This is a genomic window from Pandoraea sp. NPDC087047, assembly GCF_044745225.1.
In the GTDB taxonomy this organism is placed as follows: domain Bacteria; phylum Pseudomonadota; class Gammaproteobacteria; order Burkholderiales; family Burkholderiaceae; genus Pandoraea.
The window spans coordinates 373,865-395,070 of record NZ_JBIUZU010000005.1 but is presented as its reverse complement, the minus strand read 5'-3'; the positions used below and the strand labels follow the sequence as shown (position 1 = coordinate 395,070).

Here is a 21,206-nt window from a genome sequence, read left to right as displayed (position 1 = left end):
GCTCGCCTGAAATGCGAGCCGGGTTGGTTTTTTTTTGGTCACTACGTTATGGCGCATAACTCCAGAGAACGCCCTCGCTTCGGCACCGGCTGGCTGCCCTACGCTCTTGTAGCCCCGCAGCTGCTCATCACTGTCGTCTTCTTCCTCTGGCCTGCGGGCGAGGCCCTGTGGCAATCGACATCGATGCAAGACGCCTTCGGGCTGTCCAGCGAGTTCGTCGGCCTCGACAACTTCACTTCGCTATGGGGCGACCCGCTCTATCTCGCATCGTTTCGCACGACGATGATCTTCAGCGGACTCGTCACCGTCTGCGGACTGGTCATCTCGTTGCTGCTCGCGGCCATGGCCGATCGGGTCACGCGCGGCAAGCGCCTGTACCAGACGCTGCTCATCTGGCCGTACGCCGTGGCACCTGCCATTGCGGCCGTGCTGTGGGCCTTCCTCTTCAATCCGAGTATCGGCCTGGTCACCTATGGGCTGGCGAAGTTCGGCGTTGAGTGGAACCATGCGCTGAACGGCGGACAGGCGATGTTCCTCGTCGTGCTCGCCTCGATCTGGAAGCAGATCAGCTACAACTTCCTGTTCTTCTACGCCGGTTTGCAGGCAATTCCGCGCTCGCTCGTGGAAGCTGCTGCGATTGACGGTGCAGGGCCGATCCGGCGCTTCTTCGGGCTGGTGTTGCCGCTGATTTCGCCAACGACGTTCTTCCTGCTCGTGGTCAACCTCGTGTACTCGTTCTTCGACACCTTCCCGGTGATCGACGCCGCGACCGGCGGCGGGCCGGGCCAGTCGACCATGACGCTGATCTACAAGATCTATTCGGAAGGCTTCAAGGGGCTCGACCTCGGCAGCTCGGCTGCCCAGTCGGTGGTACTGATGGTCATCGTCATCGTACTCACGGTCGTGCAGTTCCGCTTCATCGAACGCAAGGTGCAATACGCATGATCGAGAACCGTCGCGGCCTGGATATCTTCTGCCACGTCATGCTGATCGTCGGCGTGTTGCTGGTAGTCTTCCCGCTCTATGTGGCGTTCGTCGCCGCCACCATGAACGAGAGCGAAGTCTTCAACGTTCCCCTGTCGCTCATTCCGAGCTCGCATCTGCTGGAGAATCTCGCCACCGTGTGGGGCTCGGGCACCGGCAATGCGGCCATGCCGTTCGGCCTGATGCTCGGCAACAGCCTGTTCATGGCACTGGTCGTCACGATCGGCAAGATTTCCGTGTCGATTCTCTCGGCCTTTGCCATCGTCTACTTCCGCTTCCCGCTGCGCAATCTGTTCTTCTGGCTCATCTTCGTGACGTTGATGTTGCCGGTCGAAGTGCGGATTTTCCCGACGGTGCAGGTGATTTCGAGCCTCGGGCTCATCAACAGCTACGCCGGTCTGACGGTGCCGCTGATCGCCTCGGCAACAGCCACGTTCCTGTTCCGGCAGTTCTTCATGACACTGCCCGACGAACTCGTCGAAGCCGCGCGCATCGACGGCGCCGGTCCGATGCGATTCTTCTTCGACGTGGTGCTGCCGCTGTCGAAGACAAACATCGCCGCGCTGTTCGTCATCACCTTCATCTATGGCTGGAATCAGTACCTGTGGCCGATTCTGGTGACCAACGCCCCGTCGATGACGACAGCCGTGGTGGGCATCAAGAGCATGATCGGCAGTGGCGACACCGCGACCCAATGGCAACTCGTCATGAGCGCCACACTGCTCGCCATGCTGCCGCCGCTCGCGGTGGTTCTGCTGATGCAGCGTTGGTTCGTGCGCGGTCTGGTCGATTCGGAAAAGTAATCATGGCAAATCTCAAACTCCATAGCGTCAAGAAAACCTACGACCAGAACAGCTACGTTCTTCACGGCGTCGACATCGACATCGAAGACGGCGAGTTCGTGGTCATCGTCGGCCCGTCGGGCTGCGGCAAGTCGACGCTGCTGCGCATGGTCGCGGGCCTCGAATCGGTGAGCGAAGGCAGCATTCTGATCGGCTCGCAGGTCGTCAATCAACTGGAGCCGAAGGATCGCAACATTGCGATGGTGTTCCAGAACTACGCCCTGTATCCGCACATGGACGTGCGTCAGAACATGTCGTACGGCCTGAAGATTCGCGGCATCGACAAGAAGACCGTCGAAGCGCGTGTGCTCGCTGCTGCGCGCATTCTGGAACTGGAGCCGCTACTCGCGCGCAAGCCGCGCGAACTCTCGGGCGGTCAGCGTCAGCGCGTGGCCATGGGCCGCGCCATCGTGCGTGAGCCGGCGGTGTTCCTGTTCGACGAACCGCTCTCGAACCTCGACGCCAAGCTGCGCGTTCAGATGCGTCTGGAAATTCAGCGCCTGCACAAACGCCTGAAGACGACGAGCCTGTACGTCACGCACGATCAGGTCGAAGCGATGACGCTGGCCGATCGCGTGATCGTCATGAACAAGGGCTACGCCGAGCAGATCGGCACGCCATCGGACGTCTACGAGCGCCCGGCCTCGCTGTTCGTGGCGAGTTTTATGGGCTCGCCGGCGATGAACCTGCTCAAAGGCCGGGTCGACTCGGAAGGCCGCACCTTCGAGATCGAGGGCGGCCCTGCCCTGCGTTTGCCGCCCACGAGCATGGCCCACGCCGGGCGCGAGCTCGTGCTCGGCGTGCGTCCCGAGCATCTGGTGCCCGCCGAGCAGCACAACGGCCTGGGCGCGTTCGCCGCGCAGACCAGCATCCACGTCGATCAGCTCGAACTGCTCGGCGCCGACAACCTGCTGCACGGCCGTTGGGGCGAGCAGCACGTGACGGTGCGTCTGCCGCACGAACTGCGTCCGGCCGCCGGAACGGTCGTGCCGCTGGCCATCTCGGCCAAGGCGCTGCACCTGTTCGATCCGTCCACGGGCAAGCGAGTCGAAGCATGAGCGATACCTCGCCATCTGCCCATTTGTGGCGCGACTGGCCGTATCCGCGCATCGTCTCACATCGTGGCGGCGGCAAGCTTGCGCCGGAAAACACGCTGGCCGCTTTCGAGATGGGCGCGTCGCTGGGCCTTCGCATGGTCGAGTTCGACGCGAAGCTCTCGGCCGATAACGTCGTTTTTCTGTTGCACGACGACACCGTCGATCGCACCAGCAACGGCCACGGCCCGGCCGCGCAGATGACTTACGCCGAGATCGAGACGCTCGACGCGGGTAGCTGGTTCGGCGCAGACGGGCGTTTCGCCGGTCAGGTGATGCCGACCCTCGCCCAGGTGGCCGAGCGCTGCCTGGCGCTTGGGCTGTCGGCGAACGTCGAGATCAAGCCGTGCCCGGGCCGCGAGGCCGAGACCGGCAAACGGGTAGCCGAGGCGGTCAAGGCGCTGTGGGCCGGTCAGGCCCAGCAGCCGCTGCTGTCCTCGTTCTCCTATGAGGCGCTCGAAGCCGCAGCCCTCGCCGTGCCGGAACTGCCGCGCGGCATGCTGTACGAAGCCGTGCCCGCGCATTGGCGCGACGACGCCCGCAAGCTCGGCACCGTCACCCTGCATGCGAGCCACAAGCATCTCGACGGCCCGCAGGTCGCCGAAATCAAGGCGGCGGGCCTGCATATGCTTGTCTACACGGTCAACGAGCCGGCGCGCGCACGCGAACTGGCGGCGTGGGGCGTGGACGCCATCTGCACCGACCGCATCGACCTGATCGGCGAGGACTTCCTCGCGAACAGCGCCTAAGCAAAAAACGGCACTCCCCGCCCCCGCCGCATGCTGGCGGGGGCGGGCGCAAGGCGGCATAATAGGGCTTCCCCTCGCCCAGCCCATCCCGCGGCCCGGTGCGCGCGCTGCAAACTCATGCAATGTCGTGTGCCGGGCTGGACGAATTCAAGCCAAGCCGCCATGCCGTACATCTATCTCGCTTCGCAAAGCCCCCGCCGTCAGGAACTGCTGCAACAGCTCGGCGTTCGTTTCGAACTGCTGTTGCCCCATGCCGACGAGGACGCCGAAGCACTCGAAGCCGTGCTGCCGGGGGAGCCGCCTGACGACTATGTGCAGCGCGTCACGCGCGCCAAGGCCGAAGCGGCTGTTGCCCGTCTGGCTCGCGCCGGTTTGCCGGGCGCCCCCATTCTCGCCGCCGACACGACGGTCTGCCTGGACGGCACCATCCTCGGCAAGCCGTTCGACGACGCCGACGCGCAAGCCGTGCTCGCACGCCTGTCGGGCACGCGCCATCGGGTGCTGACCGCCGTGGCGGTATGTGCGGACGGCCAGATCCATCAGGCGGTCAACATCTCGCACGTCTGGTTCCGGCCGCTGCGCCGCGAGGAGATCGAGCGCTATGTCGCCTCGGGTGAGCCCAAGGGCAAGGCAGGCGCGTACGGCATTCAGGGTAAGGCCGCCGAATTTGTCATGCGCATCGACGGCAGTTACTCAGGCATCATGGGGCTGCCGCTGTGCGAGACCGCCGCGCTATTGCGTCAGGCGGGCGTCGACTTCTGACGCATACCGATGCCCAAGCATTTCGAGTCCGGTCGACACTTTATGAACGAAGACATTCTGGTCAATATTACGCCGCAGGAAACCCGCGTGGCGCTCATGCAGCTCGGTGCGGTGCAGGAACTGCATATCGAGCGCACGCTCTCGCGCGGGCTGGTCGGCAATATCTATCTCGGCAAGGTCGTGCGCGTGCTCCCGGGCATGCAATCGGCGTTCATCGATATCGGGCTGGAGCGCGCGGCGTTCCTGCATGTGGCCGATATCTGGCATCCGCGCACGAGCAACGATACGTCCGTGCCGCACCCGCAACCGCCCATCGAGAAAACGGTTTTCGAAGGGCAGACGCTGATGGTGCAGGTCATCAAAGACCCGATCGGCACCAAGGGCGCGCGTCTGTCGACGCAGGTCAGCATCGCCGGGCGCACGCTCGTCTATCTGCCGCAGGAGCCGCACATCGGCATCTCCCAGCGTATCGAGAGCGAAGCCGAACGCGAGGCGCTGCGCAGCAAGATTCAGGCGCTTGTGCCGGCCGACGAGAAAGGCGGCTTCATCGTGCGCACCATTGCGGAAGATGCCGCCGATGCCGAGTTGGCCAACGACATCGCCTATCTGCGCAAGTCGTGGCAGACCATTGGCGAGCAGAGCACGCGGGTGCCGGCCCCGGCGCTGCTGTATCAGGATCTGAATCTCGCCCAGCGGGTGTTGCGCGACTTCGTGCATGAGGAGACGGGCAAGATTCTCGTCGACTCGCGCGAGACGTATCAGAAGCTGGCCGAATTCGCGACGGTCTACACGCCGGCCGTGCTCGGCAAGCTCACGCATTACACAGGCGAGCGTCCGCTGTTCGATCTGTACAACGTGGAGACGGAGATCGAGCGGGCGCTGTCGCGTCGCGTCGATCTGAAGTCCGGCGGGTATCTGATGATCGATCAGACCGAGGCGATGACGACCATCGACGTGAACACCGGCGGTTACGTCGGTGCGCGCAACTTCGACGACACGATCTTCAAGACCAACCTCGAAGCGGCGCTGATGATCGCGCGCCAGTTGCGACTGCGCAATCTGGGCGGGATTATCATCATCGACTTCATCGACATGGAGAGCGCCGAGCATCGCGACTCCGTGCTGACCGAGCTCAAGAAGGCGCTCGCGCGTGACCGCACGCGCATCACCGTGAACGGCTTCTCACAGCTCGGGCTGGTGGAGATGACCCGCAAGCGCACGCGCGAATCGCTCGCGCACGTGTTGTGCGAGCCGTGCGCCGTCTGCCAGGGCAAGGGCGAGGTCAAGACGCCGCGCACGCTGTGTTACGACATCCTGCGCGAGATTCTGCGTGAATCGCGGCAGTTCAATCCGCGCGAATTCCGTCTGATTGCGTCGCAGGAAGTCGTCGATCTGTTCCTCGAAGAAGAGTCGCAGCATCTGGCGATGCTGATCGATTTCATCGGCAAGCCGATTTCGCTTCAGGTCGAATCGTCGTTCCATCAAGAGCAGTACGACATCATTCTGATGTAACCCTCTCTCAACCCCGCGCGCCCCGACGTCATGCCCTACTCGAACTACGACAATCTGGCGGCATCGAGCGAGGCGCTCGACAAACATGCCGTTGCACGCCATTCGACCTGGGTCAGTATCTGGGTCAATGTCGTGCTGACGACAGCGCAGATCATCGTCGGGATCTTCGCGCGTTCGCAAGCGTTGATTGCCGACGGTATTCACTCGCTCTCGGACATCGTCTCCGACTTCGTGGTGCTGGCCGCCGCCCGCGGCAGTGCCCGCGCGCCGGACGCCGATCACCCCTACGGTCATAGCCGCTACGAGAATGCGGCGTCGCTGTTTCTGGGGGTGATTCTGCTCGTGGTCGGGGCCGGCATGCTGTGGCGCGGGATCGAGCGTCTGCTGCATCCGGAGGAGATTCCCGAGGTGCATCTCATCGCGCTGATCGTCGCGGTTGTCGTGCTCGTCAGCAAGGAGGGCCTCTTTCGCTACATGCTGCGCGCGGCGCAGCGGGTGCGCTCGGCCATGCTCGTTGCCAATGCGTGGCACGCGCGCTCCGACGCGCTGTCGTCGCTTGTCGTGGCGTGCGGCATTCTGGGTAACCTCGCGGGCTATCGCATCCTCGATCCGCTCGCCGCGGCACTCGTGGGGCTGATGATCGGACGCACGGGCTGGAAGTTCGGCTGGAACGCCTTGCAGGATCTCATCGATCGCGGCGTGGACGATGCCACCACCGTCACCATTCGCGAGCGTCTGCTCGCCACACCCGGCGTGCGTGCCATCGACATGCTGCGCACGCGGCGTATGGGCGACGAAATCGTGGTCGACGTGCACATTCTCGTCGACGCTCGTCTGTCCGTCTCCGAAGGTCATTACCTCGCCGAACAGGCGCGCGCGGCGGTCATGCGCGAGCCGCAGATTCTCGACGTTCTGGTGCACGTCGACCCGGAGAGCGACACCAAGGGCACCGCGTTACAGCAGTGGCCCGCGCGTGCCGTGATGGTCGGCGCCGCCGAAGTGCTGTGCCGGGCGAATGCGCTCGCGTTGCGCGACGTCAAACTGCACTATCTCGACAACGGGCTGGAAGCCGACGCGATCGTCGAAGCGCTGAACGAGCCGGGGCATACCGGTGCGCACGGCCGTGGCGAAGGCGGCATGGAAACGCCCTCTCAGACCGTTGCCGACGGCCTCACTGCCCGCTTCAAACCGCTGGGACTGCGGTACGTCCGTGTGCTGCGGGTGACGGGAGAAACGTCCGCGGCATCGGTGACATCGGCCACCTCGACCGAGGGCGAGGGCGAGGGCGAGGGCAATGCCGCCGACGATGCCACGCACGACGCCGCAAAAACATCGGCCGCCGGGCCTTCCGTCTGACGACGAAAGGACCACGGCGGCCATGAAGCACTTGGCTGGCGAGATGACGTGAGGCCCGGCTAAACGCTGCTGCGCGCCGCCTCGGCGTTCGTATGCCCGTATGTCCGGATGCGTGTCTCAGTCCTCGTGCCGGTACTCGGAGAACAGCATGCCCTGCTTGTCCTTGTCCGAGACGATCGGCGTAATGCCGTCGAGCGGCCAGGGAATCGCCAGCGTCGGATCGTCCCATCGAATGCAGCGCTCGAATTGCGGCGCCCAATAGTCCGTGGTCTTGTACAGCACCTCGGCCGTCTCCGACGTCACCATGAAACCGTGAGCGAAGCCTGCCGGAATCCACAACTGTTTGTTGTTCGCGGCGCTCAGCACTTCCGCCACCCACTTGCCGAACGTTGGCGAGCCTTCACGGATATCGACAGCGACATCGTAGATCTCGCCTTGCAACACGCGCACCAGCTTGCCCTGCGGCTGCCGGACCTGATAGTGCAGACCGCGCAGCACACCGCGCGCCGAGCGCGACTGGTTGTCCTGCACGAACGTGAGCGTCTCGCCGAGCGCGTCGTCGAAGTTGCGCTGGTTGAAGCTCTCGAAGAAATAGCCCCGCGAGTCACCAAACACTTTGGGTTCAATAACCTTGATGTCGGGAATAGCGGCAGAAATCAATTGCATGACTTGGGATCCATCAAAATACGCGTTCGCGCAGCATCGTCAGCAGGTACTGGCCGTACCCCGTTTTGGCGAGCGGTTGCGCCAACGCCTCGATAGCGGCGGCGTCGATCCAGCCACGGCGATAGGCGATCTCTTCCGGGCACGCGACCTTCAGGCCCTGACGGCTTTCGATGGTCTGAATGAACGTGCTCGCTTCGAGCATCGACTCATGCGTGCCGGTATCGAGCCACGCGTAGCCGCGCCCCATGATCTGCACGTTGAGCTTGCCGCGCTTCAGGTACTCGTTGTTGACGTCGGTGATTTCCAGCTCGCCGCGGGCCGACGGCTTGATCGAGCGTGCAATCTCGATGACGTCGTTATCGCAGAAGTACAGCCCCGTCACCGCGTAACGCGACTTCGGCTCCTTCGGCTTCTCAACGAGCTCGACGGCCTTGCCGGTTTCGTCGAACGTCACCACGCCATAGCGCTCCGGATCGTGCACCGGATACGCAAACACGGAGGCACCGTCGGTCTGGGCATTCGCGGCGGAGAGCAGTTTGGCGAAATCGTTTCCGTAGAACAGGTTGTCGCCGAGCACCAGGGCACACGGATCGTTACCGATGAAGTCGGCACCGATCAGGAACGCCTGAGCAAGACCGTCCGGCGACGGCTGCACTGCGTATTGCAGATTCAGGCCCCATTGGCTGCCGTCGCCCAGCAGTTGCTCGAAGCGCGGCGTGTCCTGCGGTGTCGAGATGATGAGCACGTCCCGAATACCCGCGAGCATCAGCGTGGTCAGCGGATAGTAGATCATCGGCTTGTCGTAGACCGGCAGCAATTGCTTGGAGACGGCCAGCGTCGCCGGATACAGGCGCGTGCCCGATCCTCCGGCCAGGATGATGCCCTTGCGTTTGATACTCATGCGTGCCTCAATCGTTCTTTTGATAATGCGTTTCGATCCAGCGCTGGTACTCGCCCGACTGCACCTGGCGCACCCATTCGCCGTTGGCGAGGTACCACTGGACCGTCTTGCGCATACCGGTCTCGAAGGTCTCGGCAGGACGCCATCCCAGTTCGCGCTCGAGCTTGCGGGCGTCGATGGCGTAACGGCGGTCATGCCCCGGGCGGTCGGTGACGAACGTGATCTGATCGACGTACGATTTTCCGTCGGCACGCGGCGAGAGCTCGTTGAGCAGCGTGCACAGATGCTTCACGACCGACAGGTTGTTCTGCTCGTTCCAGCCACCCACGTTATAGACCTCGCCCGCCTTGCCCTTGGCCAGCACTTCGCGAATGGCCGAGCAGTGATCGCCGACGTACAACCAGTCGCGCACGTTGCTGCCGTCGCCATAGATCGGCAGCGGTTTGCCCGCGAGCGCGTTGGCAATCACCAGCGGAATCAGCTTCTCGGGGAACTGGTACGGCCCGTAGTTGTTCGAGCAGTTGGTCGTCAGGACCGGCAAACCATAGGTGTGGTGGTACGCACGCACCAGGTGGTCGGAGCCGGCCTTGGACGCCGAATACGGGCTATTGGGCGCGTACGGCGTGGTCTCGGTAAATGCCGGGGCCGTCGGGCTCAGCGAACCGTAGACCTCGTCCGTCGACACATGCAGGAAACGGAAGTTGTCGCGTGCGTCGCCTTCGAGCGTTCCCCAATAGGCGCGCGCCGCTTCGAGCATCGTGAAGGTGCCGACGATGTTCGTCTGCACGAAATCGCCAGGGCCGTGAATGGAACGATCGACGTGGCTTTCCGCCGCGAAATGCAGCACGGCGCGTGGACGATACTGTGCGTAAAGGGTATCCAGCGCTGCGCGATCGCAGATATCGACCTGCGCAAAATGGTGACGGGAATCGCGCTCCAGACTCGCCAGATTCGCCAGATTACCGGCATAGGTGAGCTTGTCGATGGTCACAACGGGTTCGTCGTGTTGCGCAAGCCAGTCGAGAACGAAATTTGCACCGATGAATCCGGCGCCACCGGTCACGAAGATCATAAGTATCGAAGTGTTGTGAAAAGGAGATTTAGCGGGTGCGAGGCACACGCCCCATCAAGAAGAATTCTTCATTGGGCCGCATCGAAATGGCATTGGCAATGCGATTGGACATCCCGAAGAACGCCGTGATTGCGGCAATGTCCCAGATGTCCTCGTCGTTCAGACCATGGCGACGAAGCGTCGCGTAATCCTCGTCGCTCACGTCCTGCGAGCGCTCGCACACCTTCAGTGCATACGCCAGAATCGCCTTCTGGCGCTCGGTCAGATCCGCCTTCAGATAGTTGACGGCCACCTGATCGGCCAGCAGCGGCTGCTTTTCGTAAATGCGCACCAGCGCCCCGTGGGCCACCACACAGTACAGGCACTGATTCACCGCGCTGGTCGCCACTACGATCATCTCGCGCTCGCCTTTGCTGAGGTTGCCCTCTTTGAGCATTAGCGCGTCGTGATACGCGAAAAAGGCGCGGAATTCATCGGGCCGATGCGCCAGCGTGAGAAAGACATTCGGGATGAAGCCGGCCTTTTCCTGGACATCGTCGATACGCGCCCGGATGTCGCTCGGCAACGAGGCGAGATCCGGCACGGGAAAACGGCTGATCGGCGGCTGGCTCATCATGAAGTCCTCAAAGGCATGCTGATCGGGTCTGACGTCGCGAATGCTCTCGAATGACGGACGTCAGGCTTCCTGCTGCTGTGCGTACTGAATGCGGTGCAAATGGGCGTAAAGGCCATTATGCGCCACCAGCTCCTGGTGCGAGCCCTGCTCCGCGATACGGCCATGCTCGAGCACGACGATACGGTCGGCGCGCTCGATGGTCGAGAGGCGGTGCGCGATCACGAGCGTGGTGCGGCCTTCCATCAAGACTTCCAGCGCCGCCTGCACGTGACGCTCGGACTCCGAATCCAGCGCCGACGTCGCTTCGTCCAGAATCAGGATCGGAGCGTTCTTGTAGATCGCGCGGGCAATCGCCAGACGCTGACGCTGACCGCCCGACAGGCGCATGCCGTTGTCGCCCACGAGCGTTTCGACGCCATCGGGCATCGCCTTCACCGCGTCGATCAGATTGGCGGCGCGCAAGGCAGCCTGCACCCGCTCGGCGTCGATTTCCTGACCGTAGGCGACGTTCGCGGCGATGGTGTCGTTGAACAGCACCACGTCCTGACTCACGAACGCGATCTGACTGCGCAGGTCGGCCAGGCGCAGCTCGTCGAGCGGAATACCGTCGAGCAGGATACGGCCGCCGGTCGCGTCGAAGAAGCGCGGCACGAGGTTGACCAACGTCGTCTTGCCGCTGCCCGAGGGGCCGACCAGCGCCACCATTTCGCCCGGCGCAACGTCCAGCGAGATCTTGTCGAGCGTCGGACGCTCGCTCGCCCCGTAATTGAAGCTCACCTGATCGAACGTCACGCGGCCCTTCGCGCGCTCGAGCGTGCGCTCGCCGCCAACCGGCTCGACTTCGACGTCCATGACTTCGAAGATCAGCTCGGCGGCCGTCACGCCACGCTGCAACGGCTGGTTGACGTCCATCAGATGCTTGAGCGGGGAGACGACGAGCAACAACGCAGTGACGAATGCCGTGAAGCCGCCCACGGTCATCTCGCCCGACGACGACTCGATCATCGCCACCGTAATGACGATGGCCAGCGCCAGCGACGCGAGTGCCTGCGTGACCGGCTGCGCCAGACCGCCCGAGACCGTCACGCGCATGGCGTAGCCACGCAGCTTGCCGGTCATCTTGTCGAAGCGGTTTTTCTCGTACTCTTCGCCGTTGTGAATCTTCACGACCTTGTAGCCGCCCACCGCCTCTTCGACGACGTACGACAACGCGTTGGTCAGCGTCTGCTGCTCGCGGTTCAGGCGACGCAGGCGGCGGTTGATCTTGCCGACCAGCCAGCCGATGAACGGCAGAATGACGGCCACGACGAGCGTCAGGCGCCAGTTCAGATAGAACAGATAGCCCAGCAGACCGATGACGGTGAGCGAATCGCGCACGAGCGTGATGAGCACCGTAGTGAGCACGCCGAGCACCTGATTGACTTCGTAGACGATGGCGTTGATGAGCGTGCTGGTCGTCTCGCGCTGGAAGTAGGCCGCCGGCGCGTGCAGCAGACGCTCGAACATGCGCACACGCAGATCGAGCAGCACGCGGTTCGAGACCCACGAAAGCATGTAGTTGGCGGCATACTGCGCCAGCCCCCGAATGACGGCCAGACCGATTACGGCGGCCGGGACGTACCACAGCTTCCACGGGTCGCCGCCCGAGAAGCCCTTGTCGAGCACCGGCTTGAGGACTGCCGGAATGGCCGCTTCGGTCGCCGCCACCAGCGCCATGGCGAGAACGGCCAGCAGGCCCATGTGCCAATATGGCTGGAGATAGCCCAGCAGACGTCGCAGAATCGGTCCGGTGGGCTTGTGCGGTGCGCTCATGTAAGTCGGGGACGGCGGGAAAACCGCTATTCTAACGTACGGGCCGCTCCCGCCGGGACGTGTCCGAGCCGGACTCGGACGCCACCGCAAAAATCTCCACAATGCCCGTTATCCCACCTCGGCGGCACGCCGGAGCCGGGGTGGAACCGGTATACTCCCGGCCATGGCAAGCGCACTCGAAGTTCTCCGTACCGTATTCGGCTATAACGCATTCCGTGGCGATCAGGCCGCGATCGTCGACCATGTGGCCGAGGGGGGCGACGCGCTCGTCCTCATGCCCACGGGCGGCGGCAAGTCGCTGTGCTACCAGATCCCTGCGCTGCTGCGGCCGGGCGTCGGCATTGTCGTCTCCCCGCTCATCGCCCTCATGCAGGATCAGGTCGACGCCTTGCTGCAAGCCGGGGTGCGCGCCGCCTATCTAAATTCCAGCCTTGCCTTCGACGAAGCGGTCGATATCGAGCGCCGCGCGGCCCGGGGCGAGCTCGACCTGCTCTACGTCGCGCCCGAGCGGCTGCTCACCGAGCGCTTTCTCAATCTGCTCGACCGGCTCGACGAGCGCGGGGAACTGGCGCTGTTCGCCATCGACGAGGCCCACTGCGTCTCGCAATGGGGTCACGACTTCCGTCCCGAATACATTCAGCTCTCGACGCTGCACGAACGCTATGCGCGCGTGCCGCGCATCGCGCTGACTGCTACGGCAGACGCCGCAACGCGCGAGGATATCCAGACGCGGCTCGGCCTGACCGAGGCGCGTCTGTTCGTCTCCAGCTTCGACCGGCCGAATATCCGCTACGAGATCGTCGACCGCGACAATCCTCGCAAGCAGTTGCTGGCCTTTTTGGGACGCCACCGCGGCGAGGCGGGCATCGTGTACTGCCTGTCGCGCAAGAAAGTGGAAGAAACCGCCGCGTGGCTTGAGGCGCAAGGCATTCCCGCCCTGCCTTATCACGCCGGGCTCGACGCGGAGGTACGCCGCACCCACCAGCAGCGGTTCCTGCGCGAAGAGGGGCTGGTCATGTCGGCGACCGTCGCCTTCGGCATGGGCATCGACAAGCCGGACGTACGCTTTGTCGCGCATCTGGACTTGCCCAAGAGCCTCGAAGCCTACTATCAGGAGACGGGCCGGGCCGGACGTGACGGCGAACCCGCCGAAGCCTGGATGACATACGGGCTGAACGACGTCGTGGTGCATCGCAGCCGCATCGACGAATCGAACGCGCCTGACCTGCAAAAGCGTATCGAGCGCCAGAAGCTCGACGCGCTGCTCGGCTATTGCGAGGCGCCGCGCTGCCGCCGCACCGTGCTGCTGTCGTATTTCGGCGAGACGAGCGAGCCCTGCGGCAACTGCGACGTCTGCCTCAATCCGCCCGAAGTGTTCGACGGCACCATCGCCGCGCAAAAAGCCCTCTCCGCCATACTTCGCACCGGCCAGCGCTTCGGCGCCGGGCATCTGGTCGATCTGCTGCGCGGGCGCAGCACCGACAAGATTCGCCAGTTCGGTCACGAGCAGTTGCCGACATTCGGCGTCGGCGGCGAGATGGACGATCAGGGGTGGCGCGCGGTGTTTCGCCAGTTGATCGCGCATGGCATCATCGAGCCCGACAGCAGTCAGTACGGGGCGCTCACGCTCAACGCGGCGGCGCGTCCGGTGCTCAAAGGCGAGACGACGGTGTCGTTGCGACGTCAGCGGCCCAGCGCCGGCAGGAAGAGCCGCTTTGCCGGGTATGCGTCGTCGCAGGCCATTGAACTGGATACCGCCGATCAGCAGTTGTTCGAAAAGCTCCGCGCGTGGCGGCAGGAGATGGCCAAGACGCAGGCGGTGCCCGCCTACGTTATCCTGCACGACCGCACACTGCGAGAGCTCGCTCAGCGCCGTCCGCGCCACCGCGAGGGTCTGACCGACATCACCGGACTTGGCGAAGCGAAGATCGAACGCTACGGCGAGGCGCTCGTCGAGTTGCTCAATGCCTGAGAGTCCGCCTGAGGGCGACGCAGGGTTCAATCACCGACCGGTGGCTCGACCAATGCGTGCCCCGGTCGTCGTCGATTATCGATCGTGCGCGGCCGCGAGTTTGACGCCGCCATTTCGTGAATGCTCATGACTGAAGCCCTACCGTCCGCCTTGCCCGCCACACCTGGCGCTTCCACCGCTTCCGGCCCCGCAGCCGACACGGCGCTTCTGCCGCTCTCGGTGACGATTCTCACGCGCAACGAACGCCACAACATTGCCGAGTGCATCGCATCGGTAAAAGCGTTTGCGTCCCAGATCGTCGTGGTGGATAACGCCAGCGCGGACGGCACTGCCGATATTGCGCGCGCCGCTGGTGCCGAAGTTCACGTCACGCCCGACTGGCCCGGCTTCGGTCCGCAGAAGAATCGTGCCTTGTCGCACGCTACGCAACCCTGGGTGCTTTCACTCGATGCCGATGAGCGCGTCACACCGGCGCTGGCTGCGGACATTGCCGCCGCCATCGCACAAGGCACGTACGCGGGCTATCGCATGCCGCGTCTGTCGCAGTTCCTCGGTCATTGGGTGAAGCACTGCGGCTGGTATCCCGATTACGTGCTGCGCCTGTTTCGCCGCGAGGCCGGACGCTTCTCCGACAACCTCGTGCACGAACGCGTGATCGTCGACGGCGAGATCGGCACGCTCACGAATCATCTTCTGCATTACAGCTACACGGAAGCGCGCCAAGTCGAGGACAAAGTGCAGCGCTACGCCCGCGCCGGGGCGAAGGAGATGGCGCTGCGCGGCAAGCGTGTCTCGCCGCTCAAGCCCTGGATCAACGGCGGATGGGCTTTCGTTCGCACCTATGTGCTGCGCCGCGGCTTTCTCGATGGCGCGACCGGTGCCGCCATTGCCCGGATGAACGCTCGCAGCGCATTCCTGAAGTACGCACTGCTGCGCCGCGCAGATGTCTGAGGCATCGAAATCACCTGAGTGCCGCCCGTGCACAGATGAACGCGTGCGGCGCATTTCTGAAGTCCGCGCTGCTGCGCCGCGGTGATGTCTGAGGCATCGAAGCCCCCCCAGTGCCGTACTTGCACGGATGAACGCCGGCAATGAATTTCTGAAATACACACGGACAGGCTCGCGCATCCAAGCTATCGCGAGTGGCCCTGACAACACCGCCGAGCCGCCCCCGCATCGGCTCGCCGCCAAAGCAAAACGGACGCCAATGGCGTCCGTTGTCTTATGCGTCCTTCGTATTCATTGCGCCGTTACTTCGCGAGCGCTCGCTTGATACGTGAACGGAACAACTGCCAACGCAACTTGCCATCGTCGACCGGCTCGGCCAGACGGCCATCGCTACCCGCTGGCACCGGCTTGCCACGACGCAGGTAGTAGCGATCAAAAATCGACTGCGTCATGCCCCACTTGCGCAGGAACTGGGTGCGGCCGTCGTTCTTCACGACTTTGCCCGTGCTCTTGCACTGGAAGTGATACACGAGACTGGCGCCCACGCCAACGAAGCGCCGCGCACCCGCCGCCCACATCTTCATCGAGAAGTCGTTGTCGCTGCTCATGCCCGGGCTCAGTTCCGTGCTGTAGCCGCCAACGAGGAACCACCAGTCGCGATGCACCAGCGTCGGCGGCCACGTCGCGCCGAACCAATCGGGCTTCCGGTAGGTTGGTACCGCAGCGAGCAGCGCCGCCTCGTCGAACGTGTCGACGTCACGACCGAAGTCGTGAACCAACACACACGGGTTGCCCGTATCGACCGGCTCGATCATCGTGCCCGAGAGCATGAACGCCTTGTCCGGCATGGCTTCTGCACGCTCGATGAGGGCGCGATCCCAACCGGGGCAGCAATACATGTCGTCGTTCAGATAGACGATGTATTTCTCACGCGCAAGCGCCGCCGCCTGATTCACGGCGTAGCAGATACCGATGTTATCGGGAGAGGCCGTATGCTCGATCCCCTCGGCTCGCACCCAGTCGAGCGAACCGTCGGAACCATCGTTGATGTGCACGATGATCTGGTGCGGCTGGCTCGAATTCTGGCGGATGCTGCGCACACAAAGTTGCAGCAAAGCGAGGTTGTTCCAGGTCGGAACGATGATGGAGAACATCCGGATTTCCTTGTCGTGTCGAACAGCAGAACGCGGCGACGTCACCCTGCAGCGTCACCGCATCCGCATCGATGCATCAATAGACGATTTGTACCGAATCGGTCGTAAGCCATTGGCGAAGCTCGCCCAGCAATTCGTCGCCGGGCTGCACCTTCCAGTCGTCGCCGAGGCGCGACTCGCATTCGGCGTCGGGACGGCGATATACGATGTGGACAGGCAAGCCGTTCTGCTTGTCGGCATCGCCGTCACCGTTCCCGTTGCGTCTGCCGAAGCCGCCACTACCGCCACCGCCGTTAAACCCGCCACCGCCGCTGAAGCCGCCGCCGCCCGCACCGGCCGTCGCCGTCACACGGTACATCGTGCAGTGCGGTTGCAGCGTGGCACGCAGACGCGTCCAGTCGGCATTGCCGTTGAACGACAGTTTGAGCGCGCGAGCGAAGCGCGCCCGCGCACGGCCGAGGTCCATCATGCTTTCCGTGGTGAAGCGCAAACCGCCCGTGAAGCTGTCGGGACGCGCGTTGCCCTGCACGATCAGCAGTTCGTCTTCCTTGAAGAGATGCTTGTTCGCCTCGAATTGCTCGTTGAAGATCGTCACTTCGAGCGTGGAGGTGCCGTCGTCGAGCTGGACGATCAGCATCTTGCCGCGCTGGGTCATCATCGTGCGCATACTGGAAATCACACCGGCGACGAGCCTGTCACGCCCTTCCGACAGATCGCGGATGCGCGTGCGCACGAAGCGCCGCACCTCTTCCGAGTACGAATCGAACATGTGGCCGGACAGATAGAAGCCCAGTGCCTGCTTCTCTTCCTGCAACTTGCGCTTATCGGTCCATGCCGGCTCGTCCGCCAGTTCGAGCGGGGCTTGCAGACTTTCGTCACCCAGATCGAAGAGGCTGACCTGATTGGCTGCCGCGCTCGCTTGTTCGGCGGCTTCCATCGCCATCGGCACCGACGCCATCAACTGCGCCCGGTTGGCGTGAATCGAATCGAAAGCGCCTGCGCGAATCAGTGCTTCGATCGTGCGGCGATTGACCACCCGGCGGTCGATACGGGCGCAGAAGTCGAACAGATCGGTGAACGGTCCGCTCTCCCGGGCGCGCAGAATTTCTTCGATGGCCGACTGACCGCTGCCCTTGATGGCGCCCAGACCGTAGCGCACGGTCTTCGAATCGGCCGGCTCGAAACGATAGGCGGAAACGTTGACGTCCGGCGGCAGCACGCCCAGACCGTTGGCACTGGACAGGCAGTCTTCGTAGAGAATCTTGACCTTGTCCGTGTCGTCCATGGCCAAGCTCATGTTGGCGGCCATGAATTCTGCGGGATGGTGCGCCTTCAGCCACGCGGTGTAATACGCGAGCAGCGCGTACGCAGCGGCGTGCGACTTATTGAAACCGTAGCCTGCGAACTTCTCCATCAAGTCGAAGATTTCGTCCGACTTCTCGCGCGTGAGGCCATTTTCGGCCGCCCCCTTCGCGAAAATCTCGCGATGCTCGGCCATTTCCTCGGCCTTCTTCTTACCCATCGCGCGACGCAACAAGTCGGCGCCACCGAGCGAGTAACCGCCGATGATCTGCGCCATCTGCATCACCTGCTCCTGGTAGACCATGATGCCGTAGGTCTCCTGGAGCACCGGCTCGACGCGCGGATCCGGATATTCCGTCTTCTCGCGGCCGTGCTTACGAGCGCAGAAACTCGGAATCAGATCCATCGGGCCCGGACGATACAACGCCACCAGCGCGATGATGTCCTCGAAGCGGTCGGGCTGCGCATCCTTCAACATGCCCTGCATGCCGCGGCTTTCCAGCTGGAACACCGCGACCGTATTGGCCTTCTTGAGAATGCTGAACGCCGCCGGATCGGTGAGCGATACCTGGTCGAGCGACCAGTCCGCCATTTCCGGATGCAGACGCTTGATGTAGCGCTCGGCCCAGTTCAGGATCGTGAGCGTGGTCAGGCCCAAGAAGTCGAACTTCACCAGGCCGACGGCTTCCACATCGTCCTTGTCGTACTGGCTCACCACGCCGCTCGCGTCTTCACCGCTGCCCTGCGTGTACAACGGGCAGAAGTCGGTCAGCTTGCCCGGCGCGATCAACACACCGCCCGCGTGCATACCGACGTTACGTGTGAGCCCTTCCACCCGCTGCGCCAGCTCGATGAGCTGCTTGACCTCGTCTTCCGTCTGGAAACGCTCGGCGAGTTGGGGCTCCTCCTTGAGCGCGTCGTCGATGGTGACGTGCTTGCCCGGCTTGAACGGGATCAGCTTGGAGATGCCGTCGACGAAGTTGTAGCCCAGGTCCAGCACACGGCCGACGTCGCGCACCGCTGCCTTGGCCGCCATCGAGCCAAAGGTTGCGATCTGCGAGACGGCGTCGGCGCCGTACTTTTCCTTCACGTACTGAATGACGCGATCGCGACCGTCCTGGCAGAAGTCGATATCGAAGTCAGGCATCGAGACGCGCTCCGGATTCAGGAAGCGCTCGAACAGCAGGTTGTACTTGAGCGGGTCGAGATCGGTAATACCCAGCGCGTAAGCGACAAGCGAGCCGGCACCCGAGCCACGGCCCGGACCGACCGGCACGCCGTTATTCTTCGCCCACTGAATGAAGTCGGCCACGATCAGGAAGTAGCCCGGGAAGCCCATCTTGATGATCGTGCCCGTCTCGAAGTCGAGACGCTGGTAATACTCGGGACGCCGCTTGTCGCGCTCCGCCTCGTCCGGGAAGAGTTGCGCGAGACGCGTTTCCAGCCCTTCCTTGGACAGATGCACGAGGTAGTCGTCGAGCGACATGCCGTCCGGCGTGGGGAACAGCGGCAGCTTCGGCTTGCCGAGTTCGAGCGTCAGGTTGCAGCGCTTGGCGATCTCGACAGTATTGGCCAACGCGGAAGGCACGTCTTCGAACGCGGCGATCATGTCGTCCTGCGTGCGGAAGCTCTGATCCTGCGTGAAACGACGCACACGGCGCGCGTTGCCGAGCATTTCGCCTTCCGAGATACACACGCGCGCTTCGTGCGCGGTGAAATCGTCGGAGGTCATGAACTGGATCGGGTGCGTGGCGACGACCGGCAACCCGGCCTTCGCGGCCAACTGCACCGCCTGCTGGACGTACGTCTCCATGCCTTGCTGGCCGGTACGTTGCAGCTCGATGTAGAACGCACCAGGGAAAACGCTCGCCCAGTGCTGCGCGCACTGCAGCGCCAGATCCGGGTTGCCCGCCGCCAGTGCGGCACCGACGTCGCCCATCTGTGCCCCGGAGAGCGCGAGCAGGCCGCGGGCGAGGCCGTCGGCCTGAAGCCACGACGGTTCGATCTCCGCACGTCCACGGTACTGATTGCCGAGCCAGGCCCTGGACAGCAACTGACACAGGTTCAGATAGCCTTCGCGATCGCGCGCGAGCAGCAGCAGCCGTGATGGCTTGTCGCGGTCGGCCGGATTCGTGATCCAGGCGTCGCAGCCGATGATCGGCTTGACGCCCTTGCCGCGGGCTTCCTTATAGAAACGGATGGCGCCGAACATGTTCGCGAGGTCGGTCAGCGCGAGCGCGCCCTGACCGTCCTTGGCGGCGGCCTTGACGACGTCGTCGAGCCGCACGATGCCATCGGCGATCGAGTATTCGGAATGGAGACGGAGGTGAACGAAGCGAGGTTCTGACATGGGCCGTATTGTAACGCGCCGCCTCCAATTTCAGCGCCTTGCTTCACGAAACGTCCGGACGCTGGCGCGCTTTTCGGATACCGCCAGCCGGGCACTCGGAATTTTCCGAGGCAAAACCGGCGTGCCGTCCGATTTGACGAAATCCGGGGTGAAATCAAGGTCCTTCCCGGCCGAATCGGCGATAATGGCGCTTTCCTGCTTCACGCTTTTGCGAATTTCCGTTGCCATGTCTATCGTCAATATCGCTGCGTACAAGTTCGTCACGCTCGACGACATCGCGACCCTGCGTCCGGCCCTGCTCGAACGCTGTCACGCGCTCGACCTGAAGGGCACCATCCTGCTCGCGCCGGAAGGCATCAACCTGTTCCTGGCGGGCGCGCGCAACGCCATCGATGCCTTCCTCGGGGGCCTGCGCGCCGACGCTCGTTTCGCCGACCTGACCGTCAAGGAGAGCCTCTCCGACGATCAGCCGTTCCGCCGCATGCTGGTGCGTCAGAAGAAAGAGATCATTACGATGAAGATGCCGGTTATCAAGCCGGCAGACGGTCGTGCGCCCGGCGTCGATCCCGCCACGCTCAAGCGCTGGCTCGATGCCGGCCAGGACGATGAAGGCCGTCCGGTCGTGATGCTCGATACGCGCAACGACTTCGAGGTGGATGTCGGCACGTTCGATAACGCTGTCGATTACCGTCTGACGAAGTTCTCGGAATTCCCGGACGTCATCGCCGCCCATCGCGCAGACTTCGAGGGCAAGACCATCGTCTCGTTCTGCACGGGCGGCATCCGGTGCGAAAAGGCCGCGATCTATATGCGCGACATCGGCCTGGAGCATACGTACCAGCTCGACGGCGGCATTCTGAAGTATTTCGAGGACGTGGGCGGCACGCACTATCAAGGCGACTGCTTCGTGTTCGACTACCGCACGGCGCTCACGCCGGAACTGGAACCGTCGACGACCAGGCAGTGCTTCGCCTGCCGCGCCGTGGTGACGGCCGAGGATCAGCGCAGCCCCGATTACATCGAAGGCGAGCAATGCCCGGCATGCGTTGGTAGCCGCAGTGCGGGCGATGCGCTCGGCGCATCGGAACACATTGCCGCCGCGTCCAACTGAGCA

Annotated in this window: 18 protein-coding genes; 10 read left to right on the top strand and 8 right to left on the bottom strand. The window is 63.4% G+C overall.

Annotated elements, in window-relative coordinates; translation table 11 throughout:
* Positions 1 to 48: 48 nt before the first annotated feature.
* From ugpA to ACIPHM_RS11975, 7 genes are all read left to right on the top strand, one after another.
* The gene (gene ugpA, locus ACIPHM_RS12005) at positions 49 to 945 is read left to right on the top strand and encodes a sn-glycerol-3-phosphate ABC transporter permease UgpA (RefSeq protein ID WP_400328073.1); all 897 of its coding nucleotides are present in this window, start codon (positions 49 to 51) and stop codon (positions 943 to 945) included.
* Positions 942 to 1,787, top strand: a complete 846-nt coding sequence (ugpE, locus tag ACIPHM_RS12000; protein WP_400328071.1) for a sn-glycerol-3-phosphate ABC transporter permease UgpE — start codon at positions 942 to 944, stop codon at positions 1,785 to 1,787. Before ugpA ends, ugpE begins: the two co-directional genes overlap by 4 nt.
* Before the next feature lie 2 nt (positions 1,788 to 1,789).
* Complete coding sequence (locus tag ACIPHM_RS11995; RefSeq protein ID WP_400328069.1) at positions 1,790 to 2,884, top strand: sn-glycerol-3-phosphate import ATP-binding protein UgpC; 1,095 nt, start codon at positions 1,790 to 1,792, stop codon at positions 2,882 to 2,884.
* Positions 2,881 to 3,669 carry a glycerophosphodiester phosphodiesterase gene (gene ugpQ / locus ACIPHM_RS11990; RefSeq protein ID WP_400328068.1) on the top strand — a complete coding sequence of 263 codons (789 nt, stop codon included), beginning with the start codon at positions 2,881 to 2,883 and terminating at the stop codon, positions 3,667 to 3,669. The genes ACIPHM_RS11995 and ugpQ overlap by 4 nt, the downstream gene beginning before the upstream one ends.
* Before the next feature lie 162 nt (positions 3,670 to 3,831).
* Positions 3,832 to 4,431 (top strand): Maf family protein, encoded by a 600-nt coding sequence (locus tag ACIPHM_RS11985; protein ID WP_400328067.1) that lies wholly within the window; start codon positions 3,832 to 3,834, stop codon positions 4,429 to 4,431.
* Between the two features lie 42 nt (positions 4,432 to 4,473).
* Positions 4,474 to 5,943 (top strand): ribonuclease G, encoded by a 1,470-nt coding sequence (rng, locus tag ACIPHM_RS11980; RefSeq protein WP_400328066.1) that lies wholly within the window; start codon positions 4,474 to 4,476, stop codon positions 5,941 to 5,943.
* Positions 5,944 to 5,973: 30 nt separating this feature from the next.
* The gene (locus ACIPHM_RS11975; RefSeq protein WP_400328064.1) at positions 5,974 to 7,299 is read left to right on the top strand and encodes a cation diffusion facilitator family transporter; all 1,326 of its coding nucleotides are present in this window, start codon (positions 5,974 to 5,976) and stop codon (positions 7,297 to 7,299) included.
* Between the two features lie 117 nt (positions 7,300 to 7,416).
* Here ACIPHM_RS11975 and rfbC read toward each other — a convergent pair whose 3' ends face one another.
* From rfbC to msbA, 5 genes are read right to left on the bottom strand one after another with little or no spacing between them, the layout of a single operon-like run.
* A complete protein-coding gene (gene rfbC, locus ACIPHM_RS11970) occupies positions 7,417 to 7,965 on the bottom strand; it encodes a dTDP-4-dehydrorhamnose 3,5-epimerase (protein WP_400328062.1) in 549 nt (182 codons plus the stop codon).
* Positions 7,966 to 7,978: 13 nt separating this feature from the next.
* Positions 7,979 to 8,860: a glucose-1-phosphate thymidylyltransferase RfbA gene (rfbA, locus tag ACIPHM_RS11965; protein ID WP_400328262.1), complete on the bottom strand. Its 882-nt coding sequence runs from the start codon at positions 8,858 to 8,860 to the stop codon at positions 7,979 to 7,981.
* A 13-nt stretch (positions 8,861 to 8,873) separates the two neighbouring features.
* Positions 8,874 to 9,938, bottom strand: a complete 1,065-nt coding sequence (gene rfbB, locus ACIPHM_RS11960) for a dTDP-glucose 4,6-dehydratase (protein WP_400328060.1) — start codon at positions 9,936 to 9,938, stop codon at positions 8,874 to 8,876.
* Positions 9,939 to 9,966: 28 nt separating this feature from the next.
* The gene (locus ACIPHM_RS11955) at positions 9,967 to 10,554 is read right to left on the bottom strand and encodes a peroxidase-related enzyme (RefSeq protein ID WP_400328058.1); all 588 of its coding nucleotides are present in this window, start codon (positions 10,552 to 10,554) and stop codon (positions 9,967 to 9,969) included.
* Between the two features lie 60 nt (positions 10,555 to 10,614).
* Complete coding sequence (gene msbA / locus ACIPHM_RS11950; protein WP_400328056.1) at positions 10,615 to 12,366, bottom strand: lipid A export permease/ATP-binding protein MsbA; 1,752 nt, start codon at positions 12,364 to 12,366, stop codon at positions 10,615 to 10,617.
* A 163-nt stretch (positions 12,367 to 12,529) separates the two neighbouring features.
* Between msbA and recQ the strand changes: the two genes are divergently transcribed.
* Both recQ and ACIPHM_RS11940 read left to right on the top strand, forming a co-directional pair.
* Entirely contained in the window at positions 12,530 to 14,338 is a 1,809-nt protein-coding gene (gene recQ, locus ACIPHM_RS11945) for a DNA helicase RecQ (RefSeq protein WP_400328054.1), read from the top strand.
* A gap of 126 nt (positions 14,339 to 14,464) precedes the next feature.
* Entirely contained in the window at positions 14,465 to 15,289 is an 825-nt protein-coding gene (locus ACIPHM_RS11940) for a glycosyltransferase family 2 protein (protein ID WP_400328052.1), read from the top strand.
* 299 nt (positions 15,290 to 15,588) lie between these two features.
* Here the strand turns inward: ACIPHM_RS11940 and ACIPHM_RS11935 are convergent, their stop codons facing one another.
* From ACIPHM_RS11935 to ACIPHM_RS11925, 3 genes are all read right to left on the bottom strand, one after another.
* Positions 15,589 to 16,440, bottom strand: a complete 852-nt coding sequence (locus ACIPHM_RS11935; protein ID WP_400328050.1) for a glycosyltransferase family 2 protein — start codon at positions 16,438 to 16,440, stop codon at positions 15,589 to 15,591.
* A gap of 76 nt (positions 16,441 to 16,516) precedes the next feature.
* Positions 16,517 to 20,101, bottom strand: a complete 3,585-nt coding sequence (gene dnaE, locus ACIPHM_RS11930) for a DNA polymerase III subunit alpha (protein WP_400328260.1) — start codon at positions 20,099 to 20,101, stop codon at positions 16,517 to 16,519.
* Positions 20,102 to 20,122: 21 nt separating this feature from the next.
* Positions 20,123 to 20,320 carry a hypothetical protein gene (locus tag ACIPHM_RS11925; RefSeq protein WP_400328048.1) on the bottom strand — a complete coding sequence of 66 codons (198 nt, stop codon included), beginning with the start codon at positions 20,318 to 20,320 and terminating at the stop codon, positions 20,123 to 20,125.
* Between ACIPHM_RS11925 and ACIPHM_RS11920 the strand changes: the two genes are divergently transcribed.
* Positions 20,319 to 21,203, top strand: a complete 885-nt coding sequence (locus tag ACIPHM_RS11920) for a sulfurtransferase (RefSeq protein ID WP_400328046.1) — start codon at positions 20,319 to 20,321, stop codon at positions 21,201 to 21,203. The genes ACIPHM_RS11925 and ACIPHM_RS11920 overlap by 2 nt on opposite strands.
* Positions 21,204 to 21,206: the final 3 nt, after the last annotated feature.